This is a genomic window from Streptomyces albireticuli (assembly GCF_002192455.1).
GTDB classification, from domain to species: domain Bacteria; phylum Actinomycetota; class Actinomycetes; order Streptomycetales; family Streptomycetaceae; genus Streptomyces; species Streptomyces albireticuli_B.
The window spans coordinates 7,649,728-7,663,489 of the sequence record NZ_CP021744.1; the positions used below are offsets into that span (position 1 = coordinate 7,649,728).

General features: G+C 73.4%; 11 protein-coding genes. 5 read left to right on the forward strand and 6 right to left on the reverse strand.

Annotation, left to right across the window (positions count from 1 at the left end; genetic code table 11):
- Positions 1 to 8 precede the first annotated feature (8 nt).
- The 6 genes from SMD11_RS32530 to SMD11_RS32555 are packed head-to-tail and all read right to left on the reverse strand — an operon-like array spanning position 9 to position 6,164.
- A complete protein-coding gene (locus SMD11_RS32530; RefSeq protein WP_087929846.1) occupies positions 9 to 1,421 on the reverse strand; it encodes a 50S ribosomal protein L11 methyltransferase in 1,413 nt (470 codons plus the stop codon).
- Complete coding sequence (locus SMD11_RS32535; protein ID WP_087929847.1) at positions 1,418 to 2,173, reverse strand: gamma-glutamyl-gamma-aminobutyrate hydrolase family protein; 756 nt, start codon at positions 2,171 to 2,173, stop codon at positions 1,418 to 1,420. Before SMD11_RS32535 ends, SMD11_RS32530 begins: the two co-directional genes overlap by 4 nt.
- Entirely contained in the window at positions 2,170 to 2,574 is a 405-nt protein-coding gene (locus SMD11_RS32540) for a GNAT family N-acetyltransferase (protein WP_087929848.1), read from the reverse strand. The genes SMD11_RS32535 and SMD11_RS32540 overlap by 4 nt, the downstream gene beginning before the upstream one ends.
- On the reverse strand, positions 2,561 to 3,853 hold the full coding sequence (gene purB, locus SMD11_RS32545) for an adenylosuccinate lyase (protein WP_087929849.1): 1,293 nt from the start codon (positions 3,851 to 3,853) through the stop codon (positions 2,561 to 2,563). Before purB ends, SMD11_RS32540 begins: the two co-directional genes overlap by 14 nt.
- Complete coding sequence (locus tag SMD11_RS32550) at positions 3,850 to 4,590, reverse strand: class I SAM-dependent methyltransferase (protein ID WP_159395428.1); 741 nt, start codon at positions 4,588 to 4,590, stop codon at positions 3,850 to 3,852. The genes purB and SMD11_RS32550 overlap by 4 nt, the downstream gene beginning before the upstream one ends.
- Positions 4,587 to 6,164 carry a phosphotransferase gene (locus SMD11_RS32555; protein WP_087929851.1) on the reverse strand — a complete coding sequence of 526 codons (1,578 nt, stop codon included), beginning with the start codon at positions 6,162 to 6,164 and terminating at the stop codon, positions 4,587 to 4,589. The genes SMD11_RS32550 and SMD11_RS32555 overlap by 4 nt, the downstream gene beginning before the upstream one ends.
- A gap of 486 nt (positions 6,165 to 6,650) precedes the next feature.
- Between SMD11_RS32555 and SMD11_RS32560 the strand changes: the two genes are divergently transcribed.
- From SMD11_RS32560 to SMD11_RS32580, 5 genes are all read left to right on the forward strand, one after another.
- Positions 6,651 to 8,264 (forward strand): hypothetical protein, encoded by a 1,614-nt coding sequence (locus tag SMD11_RS32560; protein ID WP_159395429.1) that lies wholly within the window; start codon positions 6,651 to 6,653, stop codon positions 8,262 to 8,264.
- Positions 8,257 to 9,663: an amidase gene (locus tag SMD11_RS32565; RefSeq protein ID WP_087929853.1), complete on the forward strand. Its 1,407-nt coding sequence runs from the start codon at positions 8,257 to 8,259 to the stop codon at positions 9,661 to 9,663. The genes SMD11_RS32560 and SMD11_RS32565 overlap by 8 nt, the downstream gene beginning before the upstream one ends.
- 1 nt (position 9,664) lies before the next feature.
- Positions 9,665 to 11,200 (forward strand): glutamine synthetase family protein, encoded by a 1,536-nt coding sequence (locus tag SMD11_RS32570; protein ID WP_234366279.1) that lies wholly within the window; start codon positions 9,665 to 9,667, stop codon positions 11,198 to 11,200.
- Positions 11,187 to 12,224 carry a GNAT family N-acetyltransferase gene (locus SMD11_RS32575; protein ID WP_087929854.1) on the forward strand — a complete coding sequence of 346 codons (1,038 nt, stop codon included), beginning with the start codon at positions 11,187 to 11,189 and terminating at the stop codon, positions 12,222 to 12,224. Before SMD11_RS32570 ends, SMD11_RS32575 begins: the two co-directional genes overlap by 14 nt.
- A 308-nt stretch (positions 12,225 to 12,532) precedes the next feature.
- Positions 12,533 to 13,741: an MFS transporter gene (locus SMD11_RS32580; RefSeq protein ID WP_087929855.1), complete on the forward strand. Its 1,209-nt coding sequence runs from the start codon at positions 12,533 to 12,535 to the stop codon at positions 13,739 to 13,741.
- Positions 13,742 to 13,762: the final 21 nt, after the last annotated feature.

The following is a 13,762-nucleotide window of genomic DNA, read 5'->3' on the forward strand; positions in this document are numbered from 1 at the left end:
CGTCGGACTCACCGAGCGGTACCGCCTTCTGCTTCCACGAGTTCCACGAGGCCCGCGTCGGCCAGGCAGCCCGCCATCAGCTCGGTGGTGACGAACAGGGCCCGCGCGCGGAGCGGATCGGCGGCGAAGCGGTCCGCGAAGACCGCGGCCGCGAGGTCGCGGCCGGTGACGCCGGCGGGGCCCGCGCCGGCCAGCGCGCCGAGCAGGTCCGGCAGCCGCCGCCCGGGCGCCGCGACGTCGTCCGCCGTGCCGAGCTCCCAGAAACCGTCGGGCAGGTCCAGCGCCCGCCCGCGGTACAGCCGCAGCGCCGCCTCCGACGCGCCGGGCGACGGATCGTGGACGGCGGCGAGCGCGTCGTCGAGGGTGACCGCCCCGGAGAGGTCGGTGAACGTGACCACGCCGGTGCCCCCGGAGCGGCTGATCATCCCGCAGGCGAAGTAGTGCGGCTGTCCGAAGCGGCCCATGTGGGCGTCGACGGTGGCCAGCACCTCGCCGGCCGTCAGCTCCGGGTTGTGCCGCAGGGCGTGCAGCGCCGTCAGCGCGGCCCGCACCTCGGGGACCGTACGGCCGTCGGCGACGACGGTGACGTCGTGGCCGGCCTCCTTGGCGAAGGCCTCGATGTCGGGCAGCAGCAGAGGCCCGGAGGCGTCCCCCAGGCTCTGGAACCGGGTGACGAGCAGCCCGTCCCGGGGATCCAGGAGACCGGCCGCCCGCCGCAGCAGCCGCCGGTTGAGGTCCAGGCCGTCGGGCCCGCCGTCGCCGGCCGGGGAATAGCGCAGGCCGGGCGGCACGGGCACGTAGGGCAGATTGGCGACGACGCAGTTGAGCGGGGCGTCCGGGGCGTAGTCCCGGAAGAAGTCGCCGTGCCAGGTGCGGACGCGGTCGCCCAGTCCGTTGAGCGCGGCCGAGAGCGCGGTGGCCTCCACGCAGCTCCGCTGGAGGTCGGCCCCGGTCACCTCGGCGCACCCGAGGGCGAGGGCGCAGGTGGTGATGCCGGAGCCGCAGCCCACGTCCAGGGCACGGCCGCCGGGGCGGGCCCGCAGGATCGTGTCGACGAACCGGAGCGAGTCCTCGCCGATGTAGACGTCGCCGGCGCCGCCGCCCGCGGTCCCGGGCCGGTCGCGGGCGGCGAGCAGCCCGCGGAACGCGGTGACCTCCCAGCGGCCGGGCGCGCCCGTCCCGTCGGTCAGACCGAGTGCCGCGAGCCGGGGGACGAGATCGGGGTCGGGGCGGTGGTCCGGTCGCCGGCCGAGGTGGAGCAGGTTCCACAGGGCCGCGCCGGTGTCGTGGGACGGCGCGGGGGCCGTGGGGGGCCAGGGCTCCCACGGCAGCTCCGAGCGCCGCCGCGCGTGCTCCACCCGGTCGGCGAAGGCGGTGCGCCGCAGCAGGCCGGCGACGTGGCCGGGGTCGGGCGTGGTCATACGGCGGTGACACCGCCTCGGTCGCGGGCGAACCGGTGGGCGGCGGCCGCCGCCACGAACGCCCCGAACACCGGGCGGCACGGACCGACCTCGGGGTGCCCCTGGATGCCCAGGGCGAAGCGCGCGTCGGGCACGGTGAGCGTCTCGACGACGCCGTCGGCGCTCCAGCCGGTGGCCACGACACCGGCACCGAGGGTGTCGACGGCCTGGTGGTGGAAGCAGGGGAGGTCGTACTCGGCGCCCAGGAGGGTGCCGGGCAGGGCGTCCGGGCGCAGGGTGAGCCGGGTGGAGGAGAACACCGGTTCGGACGGCATGTGGTCGTCGTTGCCGACCCGGTCGGGCAGGTGGGCGAGGAGGGTGCCGCCGTACAGCACGTTCATCAGCTGCATGCCGCGGCACACGCCGAGGACCGCCCGGTCGCCCTCCAGGGCCAGCCGCAGCAGGGCGCTCTCCCAGATGTCCCGCTCGGGGGCGAGCACGCCGGTCCACGGTCCGGGTTCGGCCCGGTAGCGGGCGGGGTCTATGTCGGCGCCGCCGACCAGCAGCAGCCCGTCGAGCCCGGCCATGACGGAGGCGGCCTCCGGCTCGGCGCCCGAGGGCGGTAAGAGGACGGGGACGCCGCCGGCCGCGGTCACCGCGGCGACGAAGTCGGTCGGGACGAGGGAGGCGTGCCGGTGCCACCCGCGCCAGGAGGCGTCCTCCTGGTAGGTGGTGATGCCCACCGTCGGCTTGTCGATGGTGCTCTCCTTCACTTCGTCCCGTCCATGACCCAGGCGGAGCCGTGCCGGGTGAACCCGATGTGCGGGTAGTACTCCGTCGCGGCCGGCGCGGACAACAGGACGATCTTCGCCTGCGGCGCCGCTTCCCGCACCGCCTTGATGAGGTCCACCCCGATGCCGCGCCGCTGGTGGGCGCGGTCGACGGCGATGTCGCTGAGGTAGGTGACGTACGAGCCGTCGGTCAGGCAGCGCGCGATGCCGACCATGCGGCCGTCGATCCGGGCGACCACGACGAGGTTGGCGTTGGCCACCATCGCCGTGAAGCGGGGGGTGTCCTCCACCGGGCGCCGCTCGGCAAGGCCGGACGCCCGGTAGAGCTCGGCGACCTCGGCCACGTCGAGGTCGGCCGCGTCGATCACTTCACATTTCCACATGGAGCAGTTCCTCCAGTCGTCGCCGCATGGCGTCCCGCGAGCGCAGGAAGCGGGTGGGGTCGTAGGCGTCCTCGTCCGTGACGATGCCACGGTCGCGCAGGGTCTCGCGCAGGTGCCGGCCGGTCTCCCAGGTCTCGGTGGCCGCGTCCTGGACCGAGCGGTAGGCCTTCTCCCGCTCGGCGCCGTCGGCCATCAGCCGGAGCATCACGGTCGAACTGTGGATCAGGCCGTCGGTGTTGTCGAGGTTGGCGCGCATCCGGTCGGGGAAGACGCGCAGGCCTTCGACGAGTTCGGCGGCGGCGGTCACCTGGTAGTGCGCGGCGATGAGGCTGTCGGGCAGCACCACGCGCTCGACCGAGGAGTGGGCGAGGTCCCGCTCGTGCCACAGCGCGACGTTCTCCAGGGCGGCGCCGAGGTTGGCGCGCAGCACCCGGGCCAGCCCGCACAGCCGCTCGCTGGAGGTGGGGTTGCGCTTGTGCGGCATGGCGCTGGAGCCCTGGTACGCGCTGGAGCGCGGCTCCTCGACCTCGCGGACCTCCGTGCGCTGGAGGAGCCGCATCTCCAGGGCGATCTGCTCGACGACGGCGCCCAGGACGGCCACGGCACCGAGCAGTTCGGCGTGCCGGTCGCGGGCCACCACCTGGGTGGGCACCGGCTCGACGCCCAGTCCGAGCGCCTCGCACACATAACTCTCGACGAACGGGTCCACGCTCGCGTACGTCCCGACCGGGCCGGAGACGGTACCGACCGCCACCGCGGCGCGGGCCGCCCGCAGCCGGACGACGGACCGCTGGACGCCGAACGCGAATCCGGCCAGCTTCTGCCCGAAGGTCGTCGGCTCGGCGTGGATGCCGTGGGTGCGGGCCACACAGACAGTGTCCCAGTGCTCGACCGCCCGCGACGCCAGGACGTCCCGCAGCCGCCCCGCGGCCGCGAGCAGCAGGTCGGTGGCGGCGGCGAGGGTGTGGCCGAGCGCGGTGTCCACCAGGTCGTAGCTGGTCATGCCGTAGTGGACCCAGCGGGCCGCGTCGTCGGGGATGCCGGCGGTGTACGCGGCGAGGAAGGCGAGGATCTCGTGGTCGCGGGTGCGCTCCTGCTCGCGCACCTCCTCGGGGGTGGGCACCCGGGCGGCGCGGACGGCGGCGAGATCCGCCTCCGGCATCGTGCCCAGCCGCGCCTGCGCCTCGCAGGCGAGCACCTCGACCCGGACCCACGAGGCGTATTTCGCCTCGTCGGTCCACAGCCGGGCCATCTCGGGGCGGGCGTACCGGGGGATCACTCGGGCCTCCGCGCCAGGACGGCGCAGGTGCGGTTGTTGGCCAGGATCGGCCCCTCGGCGAGCCGGGCGGCCAGCGCGGTGACGCCCGACTCGAACTCCTCGTCCGGGATGAGGTGGAGGGAGGAGAACGCCTTCTCGCGGTACTTGGTGACGTCGGTCAGCTCGTAGGTGCTCTCGAACACGCGCCGCCGCCCGTCGGTGAACCCGGCGGACCGCAGCGCGGCCAGCAGGTCGTCGATGGCGTGGTGGCGGCCGAGTTCGACCTCGACGGTGGACGGGAAGTACCGCGCCACCGGCACCCGGGTGCGGATGATCTCCTCCGAGTCGGTGGCGGTGCACAGCACGCCGCCCGGCTTGAGCGCCCGCAGCGCGCCCTCGAAGTAGCGGGCGGGCTCACGGACGTAGTGGATCATGTCGACCGAGAAGATCAGGTCGAAGGACGCCTCGGGGAGGCCGAGTCCGTCGATCTCCTCAGCGCGTCCGGTGCGCAGTTCGAGCTCGGCCTCGTGGCCGGCGGCGGCCTTGAGCATCTCGGGGAAGGGGTCGACGCCCAGCGCGCGGGCGCCGGTGAGCCGCTGGAGCGCGGCCAGGTGGTTGGCGGTGCCGCACCCCATCTCGAGGACGTTCGAGTCGCCGTTCACACCGGCGAGTTCGGCCAGGAATTCCACCAGCCCGGGGTACGGGCGGCGGTGCCGGGCGTACTCGGCGGCGAGCTGGTTGTAGTCCAATGCGGTCACGCGAGCTCCTTGGCGATGTGCTGCTCGTGAACGGTGCGGGCCTGCGACAGGTACCAGACGGTGTAGGCGTAGGTCGCCGTCCACGCGTGCGGGGTGCGCAGGGTGTTCTCGTACTTCAGCCACCCGGCCAGCGAGCAGGCCGCGCCGATGTAGAGGCGGCAGCGCACGAGGTGCGCCGGCTCGGTGCCGGGGGCGGTCCCGATCAGGCGGTCCTCCATCGCCCGCAGGCGGTCGGAGAACCGCAGCGGCAGCCGCAGGGCGCTGACGTCGTGCGGCCGGGCGGGGTCGAAGGCGTCACCGAAGAGGGCCGCGGCCTTGCCCTGCCGGGCGGCGTGCAGGATCGCCGGCATCGGCAGCAGGCCGTGCAGCAGGGTGGCGAGGTCGAAGACCGGGTCGCCGTAGCCGATGTCGGGGCGCGGGCGCTGTTCCCAGACGGTGCGCGGGTCGATGAAGACCGGGCCGCCGCCGGCGCGCCTGAGCATGTTGGTCGGGTAGATGTCGCCGTGGACCTGGCTGCCGGTGTGCGGCAGCAGACCGGGGGCGTGCTCGTCGAGCCACGCGGTCGCCGCCGTGTAGCCGGGGATCCGGGTGCCGTCGGGCAGGGTGAGCTCGGCGGCGAGGTGCTCGTCGAGGTCGCGGTCGCCGAAGCACAGCCGGAAGGTGGAGCGCAGGGCCGGCTGCTCCCGCAGGGCGTGGAAGCGCTCGCGGTAGAGGTAGTCGGCGCTGGTGGGGCGCTGGTCGCCGGCGGTCAGCCGGTACCAGCGGGCCAGCTGGCCGAGGTAAGGGGCGAGGATGCCGGGCGCGTCGGGGGCGAGTTCCGTCCTGGCCTCGTCGCTGAAGAGCCGCTGCTCCAGATCGGCGGACTCGGCGGCCTCCATGATGCTGATGCCCTGGTGGCCTTCGATGCGCACGCCGTGCAGCCGGGGGAAGAGGGGGTCCCGGCCGATGCCGCCGAGGCTGTCGTTGGTGCGGGAGGTGAAGCCCGTCTCGGAGCGGATCATCCCGGCTTCGCCGATCTTGGCGACGAGTTCGGTGCCGGGTCCGTCCCCGGCGTCGAACTGGACGACCCCGGTGGAGTCGGACCCCGGCCGGTGGAAGCGGGTGACGGTGGGGACCGGGCGGGTGGCCGCGGCCCAGGAGCGCAGCCGGGCGGCGATGACCGCGGAGGCGATCGGCTCGGCTTGGTCGGTGCTGTCGGTGCTGTCGGTGCTGTCGGTGCTGTCGGTGCCTTGGGCGCCTTGGGTGCCGGTGAGGGCGGCGGGGGCCGGGGGCTCCAGGTACCACCCGTGCAGTTCGCCGCCCAGGAAGTAGGTGCCGTGCGCCGCCCGGCCGGGGCCGCGCCCCGCGCCGGGGCCGGTCGGCGCGGCGGCCTCCAGGGCGACGACCCTGACCCCGAACGGCCCTAGCCGTTCGGTCAGCCGGGGTACCAGGCTGTCGTGGCCGGGCACTTCCACGACGACGACGGAGGGGACGACGGTGTCGGGCACGAGGCCCCGCCCGTCGAGGGCGGCGTACAGGTCCGCCAGCTCGGCCGCGGTGGCCGGGCGCGCCGACTCGGTGAGTAATTCGCTCATCCAGATACCTCACCCGTGAATTGCCCGGCCCGTCGGCCGGGTCTGCGACAGTCGGAAGGCGATGCCTCTTTCGAGATTACCTCGTGTGCTTTCCATCTTCTTTCATCGGCCGCCTCAGGGGTCAGCCGAGCGCCTTCCTATCACACCTATCACAAGATTCCAATGAAAGGCACCCGGGCGGCAACGGGTCGCCGGCCGACGATATTGATTGCATAACCGGCAGGGCGGAGTTTCCTCTTTTCCATGATTCAGTCAACCATCCGCGAGTGTGATCTTGACCACACTGTTAACCTCTAGTGCACCCGCTGTTCACGGTGCTAGCGTCTGGAATTATTGGAATTTGAATTGGTAACGACCTCAGGCTGCCGTAATAGGGCAGCCCGAAAAGAGGTGGGGAAAATCATTTCAATCCAGCCCGAGGGATTTCCTCATCTGCTCGAGTCGACAGCCGGAAACGCCCGGCGGCACCGAAGCGCGAGGAAGGCCGTGCGCACCGTCCTCACCCTCGACGGGCGCCTCCCCGAAGAAGTCGGCCGAGCGGCCCTCACCGGCGCCGACCGCCTTCTCGTCCGGGAGATATCCGCGCGGGCATTACGCCTGGGCCCGGTATCCGAAGGCTCCGACCTGCTGATCGTCGAGCAGACCGGCCGACTGCGCTTCCTATGGAATGCGTCCGATTTCCCGGCCGGCTCTCATATCGTGGGATCACTCGTGACCGACGAGCCGACGCGCACGGAGTTACGCCGCCGATATCGGGAAAGGCAGGCGGCGGAAGAGGCGGACCGCGCCGAACTCCATAAGTATCTGATGAGCCGCCCCCGGGACGAGATCCAGGACGACCTGGAGCGCATCGGCCACACGTTACTCCACATGGCGCCCGTCCAGCTCTATGTCGGCGACAAGTTCTTTTCCAATCTAGGGAAGACTGGTAATCTCCCTGGAAAATCCATGTCCCGCACGGCGGCCGGGAATATCATCGCCGGACTCCAGGCCACCCCGGTCGCGGAATGGCCGGACGAGGAAGCCGCCTTCGTCGCCCTCTCGGCCTTCCTGCTGAGCAGCGGCACCCAGGCCCGGCTCGAAGAGGCCAACGGCACCCACCTCACGTCCGCCGCCGTCGCGGCATTCATGACCGAGCGGATCCGCGGATACGGCGGCGAGCCCCCCGACGCCGGGGAGACCTCCACCGTCGCCCGGCTCACCTCCCTCGCCGAGCGCTGCGCCGCCCTGCGGCAGGACCACCTGAGGAACGGGACGGTCTTCTACCGGCTCATCCACGGGGCGAACCTCAACAAGACCGAACACCTGCTGCGGCCGGCCGCGGGCTACCCCGACGTCCCCCTCCCGCTGCGCGCCCTCCTGGAACGGGAGGCGGGCATCGCGACGGACACCACGACCGTCGAGGAGACCGCGCCCGCCTTCGAGGCGTTCGGCGAGGCGCTCCACGCCGCCCCCGCCCCCCGCGGCTTCAGCAGCGCCTACGAGGCCCTGCTCACCCGCTTCATGACGACCCTCGCCGAGGCGACCGCGTCCGACGTCGCGATGGGCCGGGGCCCGCGCTCCTTCGCCCCCCTGGACCCCGGCAGCAGCGGCCCGGACGATCCGCTGGCGCTCAGGACCAGCGACTTCTTCTGCTGTGTCGCCCCCAGCGCCGCCTTCACCCAGTCCTTCGGCGAGGACCGCGCCACCCTGGTGAAGACCCTGAGCGCCTACAGCGCCCGCATGCGCTTCAACACCTGGCACTACCTGCCCCACACCCTCGGCATCACCGACCGCGTCCCCGGGCGCGACGACTGGTTCTTCGCCCCGGCCATGCCGGACGTCACGCACCACTCCGACCAGCACCACACCGGACACGTCACCTTCAGCGTGCGCTTCGCCATCCGCGTCCCGCTCGGCATCGACCACGCCGGCCGCCGTCTGCCCGGCCTCTACGACCTGCGGCTCATGCGCGCCACCGGCGAGCCGTACACGACGGAGGACCTACGGGCGGCCGTCGCCTGCGGAGGCGTCCTCGCCGCACTGCACCAGGCGATGAGCCGGCACCGCCCGGCCGTCCGCGACTTCGGCAACGAATGGTTCCGCGCCTTCTATGGATGACGCCCTCCGCCACCTCGACACCGCGGGCCTGCGTCGCCTGTACGCGGCCCGGCAGCTGTCCCCGGTCGAGTTCACCGAGGCCACCCTGGGCCTGATCGCCGATCTCGACCCCCTCCTGAACGCCTTCGTCACCGTGGCCGCCGACCGGGCCCTGGCCGACGCCGCGCGCGCCGAGCAGCGTCTCCTCGCCCTCGGCGAGGCCGCCTGGGAAGGGCAGCCGCTCCTGGGCGTACCGCTGAGCGTGAAGGACCTGACCGCGACCGAAGGCATCCGCACCACGCGCGGTTCCCTGGCACTGCGCGACGCGGTGCCCGGCCGGGACGCGCCCGCCGTCGCCCGGCTGCGCCGCGCCGGGGCGGTCGTCCTGGGCAAGACCACCACCTCGGAAGGAGGCTGGAGCGCCGGCACCGTCAACCGCGTCGGTCCGCCCGCCGCCAACCCGTGGAACCCCTCGCTCAGCGCCGGGGGATCCAGCGGCGGCGCGGCCGCCGCCGTCGCCGCGGGCCTGGGCGTCGCGGCCACCGGCACCGACGGCGCCGGATCGATCCGCATCCCCGCGGCCTTCTGCGGCCTCGTCGGCCTCAAACCCACCCACGGCCGCGTCCCGTACGTGCCCTACTGCCCGGACCGGCTGGCGCACCTCGGCCCGCTCACCCGCACGGTCGCCGACGCCGAACTGCTCGTCCGCGTGATGACCGGGCCGGACGCGCGCGACCCCGACTCCCTCCTCCCGCCGCACGACGCGCCGCCCGCCCCGGACGGACCGCTGCGCATCGCCTGGATCGAAGGGCTCCGGCCCCCGGCCGCGGGCGTCCCGGCGGACCCCCAGCGGGCGGCGGTCGAACGGCTCGCCGCCGCCGGGCACCACGTGGAGGAGATACCGCCGCCGTTCGACGACGCCTACCCGGCGCTGGTCACCCTGCTCGCCGCCGCCGAGGCGGCCGGCACCCCCGAGGCGGACGAGGCCTGGGCCGACCCCGCCCGCCTGCCGGTGGTCCGGCACGGCAGGACGCTGACCGCGGTCCAGCTCGTCCGCGCGGAGGCGGAGCGCGCCGAGCTGACCCGCGAACTGCTGGCCTGCCTGGCACGGTTCGACGTACTGGCCATGCCCACCGTGCCGGTACGGCCGTTCGCCGTGGACGCCTGGCACCCCGACGCGCCCGCCTACGACGACCCGCTGGCGTGGCTGTCCTGGGCGCCCGCCGCCTTCCCCTTCAACATGGCGGGCCTGCCGGCCGTCTCCGTACCGGCCGGCTCCGGCCCCGGCGGACTGCCCGTGGGCCTCCAGCTCGCCGCCGCCCGTCACCACGACGCGCTCGTCCTGCGCGTCGCACGGGAGGTCGAGGCCGCGAACCCCCGGCGCGACGCCCACGCACACCCTGAAAGGACCGGCACCTGACGTGACCGACACCCCCCACCCGGCGGCCCCTCGCGACTACGCGCACATGAGCACCGGAAGCCGGGACTTCATCGCGCGCCACGGCCTCTGGGACGACCGGCACGAGGAAGCGGCCGCCGAACTGGAGGCGGCCCTGGAATCCCTGGACTTCGTACGGCTCGTGTTCGCGGACCCGCACGGCCTGGCGCGCTCCAAGACGCTGACCGCCGAAGCCTTCCGCACCGTCCTGCGCAACGGCATGGACCACAGCCCCGGCCCCTTCGTCTTCGACACCGGGCACGCCACCGCCGTCGACTTCACCGTCGCCGGCGGCGGCATCGGCGTCGACGAGCTGCTGGGCGCGGGCGACTTCGTCCTGGTGCCCGACCCGCTGACCTTCCGGCGGCTGCCGTACACCGGCCCGCGCACCGGCTGGGTGATCGGCGACGAGTACCTGCGCTCCGGCGCCCCGCACCCGCTCTCCGGCCGCGCCGTGCTGCGCCGGCTCTGCGCCGGACTGCGCGACCGGGGCCAGGACTACGTCGTCGGGCTGGAGGTCGAGTGGTACCTCACGCGGCTCACCGGCGAGCACTTCTCCGGCCGCCCGGGCGGGTTCGGCGTCCAGGGCCACCCGCCCGCCGTCGAACCCGTGAACGGCGGCTACCAGTTCAACCTGGACGGCCTCGTCGACGCCCTGGAACCGGTCCTCGCGCCGCTCACCCGGTCCCTGACCGGCCTGGGCCTGCCGCTGCGATCCGTCGAGCACGAATCCGGGCCCGGCCAGCTGGAGTTCACCTTCGCCCCGCAGAGCGCGCTGGACGCGGCGGACTCCATGCTGCTGTTCCGCACCGCGACCAAGCAGATCTGCGCCCGGCTGGGCCACCACGCCTCGTTCATGGCGCTCCCCGGCATCCCCGGCTTCGACGCCAGCGGCTGGCACCTGCACCAGTCCCTGGCACGCGCCGGCACCGGCGAGAACCTGTTCACCTCACCCGACGGAGCCGACGTCCTTTCGGAGACCGGCCGGCGCTTCCTGGCCGGACTGCTCGACCACGCGGCCGACGCGGCCCTGCTGTGCGTACCGACCGTCAACGGCTACCGCCGGATGAACGGCTGCTTCTCACTGGCGCCCAGCCGCCGCGCCTGGTCCGTCGAGAGCCGGGGCGCGTTCCTGCGGGTGCTCGGCGCCCACGGCGATCCGGCGACGCACATCGAGAACCGCATGGGCGAACCCTGCGCCAACCCCTATCTGTACCTGGCGGGTCAACTCGCCGCGGGACTGGACGGAGTGGGGCGCGCGCTCGCCCCGGGAGAGCCGGCCGCCGACCCGTACGACAGCGCGCTGCCCGCACTGCCGAGCAGCCTCCGCGAGGCCCGCGACGCCCTCGCCGCCAGCGACTTCTACCGGGGAGTGCTCGGCGCGCCCCTGGTGGACTGTCTGCTCCGGCTGAAGACCAGCGAGCTGCGGCGGTACACGGCGTGGCAGGCTGGCACCGCGCAGGGAGACGAGGCACACGTATCGGAATGGGAGCACCGTGAGTACTTTGCGACGTACTGAGACCGAGACCTATCGCACGCGCGTCGTCCGCACCGTCGAGGACCTCGCCCCTGAGACCGGCGAACTCGCCGCCGCCGCGGGCGCCTCCGAGTTCTACTACGGCCACGAGTTCCTGCGCGCCTACGAGCGGGAGCCCATCCAGCCGGTGCACGCGGTGTACTACATCGAGGTGCTCGACGAGGACGACCGCGTCATCGCCCTGACGCCCTGCTACGTCCAGGGCGACCCGCTGCGCGCCCTGGACATGGCCCCCGACGAGAAGGCGCTGCTCAGCCACGTCTGGCATTGCAGCGACACCCAACTGGCCAGTACCCGCACCGATCCGCGGGTCGCCGGCGCGATCGTCACCCGCATGCGGGAGATCGCCGCCGACGCGGGCCTGGAGCGCTGCGGCTTCATCAACGTCGCCACCGGCTCGCCCACCGCGCTCGCGCTGGAGGGAGCCGGTCTGACCGGCATCGACCTGGACACGCGCTACACCGTCGACCTGGCCGCCCTGGGCAGCTGGGAGGGCTACCTCTCCTCGCTGCGCTACAACGCCCGCCGCGAGTACGCCCGTCAGCTGCGCCGCGCCGACGACTGCGGCGTGAAGATCACCGAACGGGTTCCGGACGGGGACGAGGACCCGGAGAGCCTCCAGATCTTCGAGGTGCTGATGGCCAACGTCGGTTCGGCCGGCTACTACAGCAAGGAACGCATCGCCGCCTTCCTGCGCTACACCCGCAAGGGCGCCCGCATCCTCGAGGTGACGATGGACGGCGAGGTCATCGCCAAGGCGGTGGTCTTCCTGGAGCCGAGGAAGATCCACGCCTGGGCGGGCGGTTACGACCGCAACGCCGACGTGGCGAGCGGGCGCCCGTTCAGCTCCTACTACGTGCTGATGTCCGCCATCATCAAGCTCGGCCTGCGGGCCGGCGTGCCCACCCTGGAAGGCGGCCGGCGCAACGGCGACTTCAAGGTCCGCTACGGGATGCGGCCGCAGCCGCTCCAGGCCTTCATGACGGTGTCCTCCGCCGGTTCCTGACGCGCGGGGGGACGCGGCGCGCGGCCGCCGCTCCCGGGGGATCGGGGGCGGCGGCCGAAACCCGTGGGTCCCGCCGGGCGTGGTCGGGCCCCTGTGGCTAGCCTGGGTGAGGGTACGTCAGGTGCTGGGGATTCGGCCGTTCGAGGGACGTTTCTCGCACAACGGCACTCGTCGGGCAACGGTCGGCGGCCCCCGGGGCGTCCACCGGAGCAGGAAGCGGAGACCGGCCCGCCCCTTGGCCCTCGGGGCCTCGTCCTCCCGGGCCGCCGGCTCTCCGCGGCGACGAGGAGGGGCGAGGAGGAGACGGGATGAGGATCAGGCACGTCGCGCCTCCGCCCACGGCACCGGGTCCGGCTACCGGGAGCCGGCTGAGGTTCTGGGGCGCCTTCTACGCCCTGCTGTTCCTCATCGCGGGCACCAATCTCCCCACACCCCTCTACCACGGTCTCCAGCAGCGGTTCGGCTTCTCCTCGCTGACGGTGACGCTCCTCTTCGCCGTCTACGTGGCCGTCCTCGTCCCGTCCCTGCTGTTCTTCGGGCCGCTCTCCGACGCCGTCGGACGACGCCGGGTCCTGGTGCCCGCCGTGGCCGTCGCCGCCCTGGGCTCCATGGTCTTCGCGCTGGCCACCGACCTCACCTGGCTCTTCGGCGCCCGCCTGCTCCAGGGCGTCGCCGTCGGGGCCGCCTCCGGCCCCCTCACCGCGGCCCTGAACGAGGCGGAGCCCTCCGGTGACCGCCGGCGCGCCGCACTCGCCGCCACCCTCGCGTCCGCGGGCGGCCTGGGCGCGGGCCCGCTGCTCGCCGGGGTCCTGGCGCAGTACGGGCCGGCGCCGTACCGGCTGCCGTTCGTCGTCGAGATCGTCCTGCTGGTCCCGGCGCTCGTCGCCGTGGCCCTCCTGCCGGTCGGCCGCCCCGGCGCCGCGTGGCGACCGCGCCGCCCGTCGATCCCGCCGGCCATGCGCGGGACCTTCGGCACCAGCGCGGCGGTCAGCTTCCTGGGCTTCACCGTCGTCGGCCTGTTCCTCACCCTGGTGCCCGCCTACGTCACCGGACTGTCCGGCAGCGACAACCTCGCCCTCTCCGGCGGCGCCGTCGCCCTGATGCTGTGCTGCGCGTGCGGCGCCCAGCTCCTCGCCTACGGCAAGAGCACGCGCGTCCTCCAGATCACCGGACTGGCGCTGCTCGCCACGGGCTCCGTGCTGCTCGCCGCGGCCGGCGCCGTCTCCTCGCTGCCGCTGCTCGGCGCCGCCACCGTGCTGGGCGGGATCGGCCAGGGCAGGCTGTACCTCGGCAGCATCACGGAGGTGAACCGCGCCGCGCCGCCGCACCGTTCCGCCGACGTCCTCTCCAGCTTCTACGTCGTCGGCTATTTCGGCGTCGCCGTCCCGGTCATCGGCTGCGGTCTCCTGGCCCAGCGGACCGGCCTCCTGCACGCCGTCCAGCTGTTCACCGCGGTCGTCGCCGTCCTCTGCCTGGCCGCGCTGACCGTGCTCCGCCGCCGCGCGCACCACGCGTGAGGGCGCCGCCCGGCGACGGGC

What these genes read in the sequence shown, in the direction of transcription:
- SMD11_RS32580 (WP_087929855.1), top strand. Translation starts at nt 12,533, where the DNA reads ATGAGGATCAGGCACGTCGCGCCTCCGCCCACGGCACCGGGTCCGGCT.
- SMD11_RS32555 (WP_087929851.1), bottom strand. Translation starts at nt 6,164, where the DNA reads ATGAGCGAATTACTCACCGAGTCGGCGCGCCCGGCCACCGCGGCCGAG.
- SMD11_RS32540 (WP_087929848.1), bottom strand. Translation starts at nt 2,574, where the DNA reads ATGTGGAAATGTGAAGTGATCGACGCGGCCGACCTCGACGTGGCCGAG.
- SMD11_RS32565 (WP_087929853.1), top strand. Translation starts at nt 8,257, where the DNA reads ATGGATGACGCCCTCCGCCACCTCGACACCGCGGGCCTGCGTCGCCTG.
- SMD11_RS32530 (WP_087929846.1), bottom strand. Translation starts at nt 1,421, where the DNA reads ATGACCACGCCCGACCCCGGCCACGTCGCCGGCCTGCTGCGGCGCACC.